Annotated in this window: 6 protein-coding genes; 3 read left to right on the top strand and 3 right to left on the bottom strand. The window is 66.5% G+C overall.

What is annotated here, in order from left to right; all coding sequences use genetic code 11:
* Window positions 1–278 precede the first annotated feature (278 nt).
* Together IEY55_RS32445 and IEY55_RS31290 are read left to right on the top strand one after the other, a co-directional pair.
* A complete protein-coding gene (locus IEY55_RS32445) occupies window positions 279–605 on the top strand; it encodes a helix-turn-helix domain-containing protein (protein WP_229686945.1) in 327 nt (108 codons plus the stop codon).
* The gene (locus IEY55_RS31290; RefSeq protein WP_229686946.1) at window positions 602–1456 is read left to right on the top strand and encodes an IS3 family transposase; all 855 of its coding nucleotides are present in this window, start codon (window positions 602–604) and stop codon (window positions 1454–1456) included. Before IEY55_RS32445 ends, IEY55_RS31290 begins: the two co-directional genes overlap by 4 nt.
* A gap of 107 nt (window positions 1457–1563) precedes the next feature.
* On the opposite strand, the gene IEY55_RS31295 is transcribed toward IEY55_RS31290, so the two are convergent.
* The 3 genes from IEY55_RS31295 to IEY55_RS31305 form a co-directional block, all read right to left on the bottom strand.
* Window positions 1564–2658: an aminotransferase-like domain-containing protein gene (locus IEY55_RS31295; protein ID WP_189062201.1), complete on the bottom strand. Its 1095-nt coding sequence runs from the start codon at window positions 2656–2658 to the stop codon at window positions 1564–1566.
* Window positions 2659–2858: 200 nt separating this feature from the next.
* Complete coding sequence (locus tag IEY55_RS31300; RefSeq protein WP_189062202.1) at window positions 2859–3119, bottom strand: hypothetical protein; 261 nt, start codon at window positions 3117–3119, stop codon at window positions 2859–2861.
* Entirely contained in the window at window positions 3116–3538 is a 423-nt protein-coding gene (locus tag IEY55_RS31305) for a phage holin family protein (protein WP_189062203.1), read from the bottom strand. The genes IEY55_RS31300 and IEY55_RS31305 overlap by 4 nt, the downstream gene beginning before the upstream one ends.
* A gap of 1521 nt (window positions 3539–5059) precedes the next feature.
* Here IEY55_RS31305 and IEY55_RS31310 point away from each other — a divergent pair.
* Window positions 5060–5548 carry a tyrosine-type recombinase/integrase gene (locus IEY55_RS31310; protein ID WP_229686947.1) on the top strand — a complete coding sequence of 163 codons (489 nt, stop codon included), beginning with the start codon at window positions 5060–5062 and terminating at the stop codon, window positions 5546–5548.
* The last annotated feature ends 202 nt before the right edge of the window (window positions 5549–5750 follow it).

Genomic DNA, 5750 nt, shown 5'->3' on the forward strand with positions numbered 1-5750 from the left:
CCTGGCAGGTCAGTCGAGCCAACCTGCCATCTCCAGGCGATCCACCGCTAATCAGACAGTCCCGTCCCCGGGAGTTGGACTGAAAAGTCAGTTCCGACTCCCGGGGAGCTAGTCGGATGGATCCGCGTAGTTCGTTGTCTGAGGCGCAGCGGGAGGCCGTTGTAGCGTGGTTCGAGCAGGGCTTGGCCGATCACTCGGTCTCAACCTTGCTCGGGGTGGCGCGGTGGCCAGTCCGAAGCCTGTATCAGCGGTGGAGGATCCGTGGCAGGGCGGCGCTGGTGAGTGAGCCGGGCAAGCGGTCGTTCTCGTTCGAGTTCAAGCTGTCGGTGGTGGAACGCTTCCTCGCTGGTGAGCCGGCAGCCGAGTTGGCCGCCGAGCATGGCCTGTCGTCGCCGACACTGGTGAAGACTTGGGCTCGGAGGTATCGGCGGGAGGGCGCGGACGGGCTGCGTCCGAAGCCGAAGGGCCGCCCGCGCAAACCACCGGATGACCCGAGTGGCCAGCCCAGTGAGCTGGAGCGGCTGCGGCGGGAGAACGACCGGCTGCGGGCGGAGGTCGCTTACCTGGGAAAATTGCGGGCCTTGAGGGAGCAAGGACGACGGTGAAGGTCCAGGCCGTCGTCTCCCTCAAGGCTGAACACGCGCTGGACGACCTGCTGGCTGCGGCCGGGCTTGCCCGGTCAACGTTCTTCTATCACCAGGCCCGCTTGCGCAGAGGTGACCCGCAGGCGGAGCTGAAGGCCGCGATCACGACCTCGTTCGAGGACAGTCAGCGGCGTTACGGGCATCGCCGTGTCCATGCCGGGCTGGTCAAGCAGGGCTGGCGGGTGGCGAAGAAGACCGTACTGACGCTGATGCGGCAGCTCGCTCTGATCTGCCGGGTCCGCCGCCGACGCCGGTACAACTCCTTCCAGGGCGAGGTTGGCAAGACCGCCCCGAACCTGCTGGCCCGTGAGTTCACCGCGACCGCGCCGAACCAGAAGTGGGTCACCGACGTGACGGAGTTCACCGTGGGCGAGGAGAAGGTGTACTTGTCGCCGATCATGGACCTGTTCGACCGCCAGATCATCGCCTACCAGGTCAGCAGCTCACCCACCCTCACGCTGACGAACACCGCGCTGGGCGACGCCCTCGCGACACTGGAGCCCAGCCAGGCGCCGCTGGTGCATTCCGATCAAGGGTTCCAGTACCGGCACGCCTCGTGGCGCACGCTGCTGGCGCGCGCCGGTGCGACCCAGTCCATGTCCCGCAAGGGCAACTGCCTCGACAACGCCGTTATCGAGAGCTTCTTCGGACACCTCAAAGAAGAACTCTTCCACCACGCCACGTTCCTCAACGCCGCCGCGCTCACCACCGCGTTGCACAAGTACATCGCCTGGTACAACAACGACCGCAGCCACACCACGCTCGAGGGCCTGAGCCCGGTGCAGTACCGGACCCAGGCCCTCGCCGCCTAGCCCCCTAAGCTCTCACTTAACCAGTCCAACATCAGAGGACCAGTTCACACACCCACCGTCGGGGCCTCGCCACACGCAAGAAAGAAAAGAAACGAGCGGCAGCGCTGCTAGCCGCGCACCGACGCCACCGCCTCGGCCAACCGCCGCACACCCTCGTCAATCTGGTCCACCGTCACCGCCGAGTACGCCAACCGCAACGCGTGCCGACCACCCTCGAGCAGGAAGTCACTGCCCTTCACCACGGCCACACCCCGCTCGGTCGCCGCCGGCACCACCGCGGCCACATCCACGTCCTCCGGCAGCTCCACCCACAGGAAGTAGCCACCATCGGGCTCGGTGAACCGCGCCTCCGGCAGATGCCGCCGCAACGACCCGGCCAACACCGACGCCCGCTCCGCCAACGCCGCGCGCACCGTCTTGATCGACGCCTCCAGGTCACCGGACACACAGAACTGGTGCACCGTCGCCTGCGCCACCATGCCGGGGGAGATGTAGAGGCTGGTCGCCTTCGCCGCGACCTCCGCGATCACCGTCTTCGGCCCCACCAGATACCCAACCCGAACACCCGGACACACCGTCTTGGTGAAGCTGGAGGCGTGCACCACCACACCCGAACCGTCCAACGACAACATCGACGGCAAAGGCTCACCCCGGAACCGGATGTCCACATACGGGTCGTCCTCGAAGACCGCGAACCCGTACTCCCGCGCCAGCTCCAGCACCGCCCGCCGCTTCTCCAGCGACAACGTCACCCCGGACGGGTTCTGGAAATTCGGGATCAGATGCGCCAGCACCGGCCGCACCCCCGACACCAGCAACGCCCGCAACTCCTCGACATCGATCCCATCCGGACCGGTCGACACCTGGTGCACCACCGCACCCATCGACCGCAGGTTCGCCAACGTCCGGTCATAGGTCGGCCGCTCCACCACCACGCGGTCCCCGGCCGACACCAACTGCCCGAACAAGAACGCATCGGCCTGCAGCGACCCGTTGGTCACCAGCACCTGGTCAACATCGACACCGTGCTTGGCCGCGATCCACTCCCGCAACGGCAAGTAGCCACCCGCCGGACCATACGCGGTCACACCCGCCGGATCAGCGTCGAACGCCCGCACAGCGGCGGCCTTCAACCCTTCAACGTCCACGATGTCCAGCGACGGAGCTCCACGGGCAAACGAGATCAACTGCGCAGCGGTCACGAGGCCAAGCCTACGACTCGTCCCTCCACCGCCCTCACCGGCCCGTGACCCCGCTCACGACCGGATCCGATGCCGCAACGCCTCTAACGGAAGCTGGTCGTACTACTGGAACGGAACATTTTCGGTGCTTCCCATCGTGCCGCCCTCCACAGTGGTCAACACCCCGGGCATTTCCTGCCGACGCCGAACCACGGCGCCCCTCAGCGACGACGCCGCAACAACCACCGCACCACCACCAGCACAACCACGGCTGCCACGACCACCAACACCCGCCGGTCCCGGGCCACTCGAGCCGCCGACGCCCGAGGACTCAACCGCGCCTCCAGCTCGGCCAGGATCTCACCCAGCTCCTGCCTGGCCTGTACCGCATCGGCCAACAACTCCTCAGCCCGATCCGGGTCCGGTGCAGACGGCTCCGCCGACACACCGACCTCGGGCACCCGCCGTTGCTCCGCGCTCATGACCGGGCCCTTTCCCGCACAACCGCGATGTCCTGCCGGAGCCGGTCCCACGCCTGCTCGGGCACTAGTGGCATCGACCGCCGCACCTGCCCACGACCCACCAGCGCAGCCAACGCCGCCACCAGCAGCAACGCCAAGCCGACGACCAACGACGCCAGCCATGCCGCCCACACCACGGCCAGTCCCAACACGGCCGCAGTGACCAACGCCGCCCCGCCGTAGAAGGCCAGCACACCGGCACCACCGAGCAGACCCGCCCCAGCGCCGGCCCGCCGCCCCCGGCGCTGCATCTCGATCCGCGCCAGCCGCACCTCATCCCGGGCCAACCGGCGCAGCTGCACCTTCAACCGCTCCACCAGCTCCTGGGTCGAGGCATCGGTGGACCCGGCAGCACCCCTGGACACGCTCGTCGACGCCATGAGAGGACTCCCTTCACCGCGCTGTCGGTCGATTACCCACTGACACCGGCAAGGAAAAGCCACGGGAGCAGCAGCACCCATCCGGTGGGCCACACCCGAGAACGCAAACCCGCCAGTGAGCAGCACCCCACGGGTACCCCGACACCGGAACCACCTCTGCCTCGCATCCCCAGCGGGGGAGAAGGCCGAACCGGGAGGGCCCATGAACCACCGCGAGATCGACACCGACACCGCGGGCGCCGAGGAACAGACCCCCGACACACCGGGGTACGAGTAGCGGCTACGTATGGCTTTGACTGCTCCCGTCACTGAAGGAAGGGGATTTGGTCTGACCTGCGCGGCACGCCGCACAGCATCGGGTTCTTGTTTGGCCGGCAACAGCGTCCCGACCGTGGCCAGGGCGTCTGACTCCGACTTCTCGTCAGTTATAGACATTTGCATAGTACTAACGTTGGTTAGTCCTATGATGTGCCGCGGAACGCGGCATAGTGCGAAGCCACCTGGACAAGCAGGGGAGGGGAGGCACCCGGACCAGCAACCTTCAGTCGAGGAAAAGAAATTACGCACCTGCGATGAAGATCGACAGCGTCAGGGGGAGGGGAGTACCTCCTGCGCCAGCAGCAAATCGCTGGACGACTCAGCCGGGGAAGCTCGCGACGGGCCCGTTTGCGCACTGCGACACACTCGTCAACGCCCGAGAGGGAAACGACAGGTCGACCGTAAGCGCAAGCTCGCAACTCGCCCAACTGCCGGTTTCGTGCATAATTGCGATTATGCACGAAAAGTAGGCAGAGACGGATACGGTCCCGTGGGGGACCGTGGAAGGCAGTCTCGCACGACATAGGTCGGTTCGCGAGGCGATTCGTTCGTCGCAACGCATTCCCAACGCGCGGTCTGTCCACACTGGGGCCGCGCTGGTGCTCATGGAGACTCCGCAGATCGCGTGTCGGTGGTCCGAGGTTGCGAGCTCTTCGGGTACGTCCGGTCGAATGGGCGCTGACGACGATCAGCTTGAGCCGCAGGGCAACCACCGGCAACGGCGTCTCCTACCTGGAGCCCCCACGCATAACTTATGTCACGGTGACAAATTGTGGAGCGGAGGTGGGCTGCAGATGACGGGGACGCGGGCGCGTCCACCCCGAATCAGCTCACAATCAGCGGGACTGTGTTCCCGGCCAGCATCCTGACACCATCTCGCCGCGCAACGTGTCCGAGGCGGCTCCACCGCACCGGAGCTCGTGCGTCTGCCGCACGCCAGGCCAGCCACGGCGGCGTCACGCCCGACGTTGCTCGGAAGCTTAATTGGACAGTTGGTGGGCTACCGCCAGACGGCGGTCGTTTAGGCGCCTGTTCGAACCCAAAACCCCAGGCCAGCGTTACGCCGATAATCTACATTATGTTAAGTAAAACGATCTCGAGGGTCTCCCCCTGTTGGATGCGCATGTCTCGCGGGGCCCGCCCTGACCTGTCCTGAGACATGGGCGCCGTCGCCGAGGACGAGATCGGCGACGCGCTCACCGGTTGCGGTTCCACGCCAGCGCCGTGCTCGCGCTCAACATCGAGAACCTAGACCTGCCCAACAAACAAGCCAAGATCACCGCCAAGGGCGGCGACACCCTGTGGATCACCTGGGACACCGACACCGCCCACCTGCTCCCCAGGCTGACCGCCGGCCGCACCGAGGGTCCGCTGTTCTTGTCCGAACACCGCCCCGGCCCGCACCGCCGCGCCGCCACCGACCCCGACGATATCTGCCCAGGGACCGACCGGGTCCGGCTCGGCTACGACCGCGCTCGCATCCTGCTGGCCCACTACGGCGACGGGCTGCGGCTGCACCAACTCCGGCACTCCTCGGCCACCCACCTCGGCGAGGCCAACGTCTCCGCCAACGTGATCATGACCAAGACCGGTCACAAGTCCCTGCGGTCGGTACAGCGCTACGTCAAACCCGGCCTGGCCGCCGTCCATGACGCCACCGAGGTCTTGTCCAGCCCCCGCCACCGGCGATAAGCCCTGGTCAGGCCATATCCGCCCGATTCTCGGCGAGTGCTACGGGGACCCCCACTGCGACCGCTTCCGGTCGCACCGCGTCTGGTGACCGGCGAACTCGTCTGGTCTTACGTGCAACGCCTGGCCCACGCCAACCGGCTGGGTGTGTCAAGTTAACGGTGGATCGCGTTGATGTGGTTACTTCCTTGCTGCGGACAGTCGT

The sequence above is a fragment of the Longimycelium tulufanense genome, assembly GCF_014645795.1.
In the GTDB taxonomy this organism is placed as follows: Bacteria; Actinomycetota; Actinomycetes; order Mycobacteriales; family Pseudonocardiaceae; genus Longimycelium; species Longimycelium tulufanense.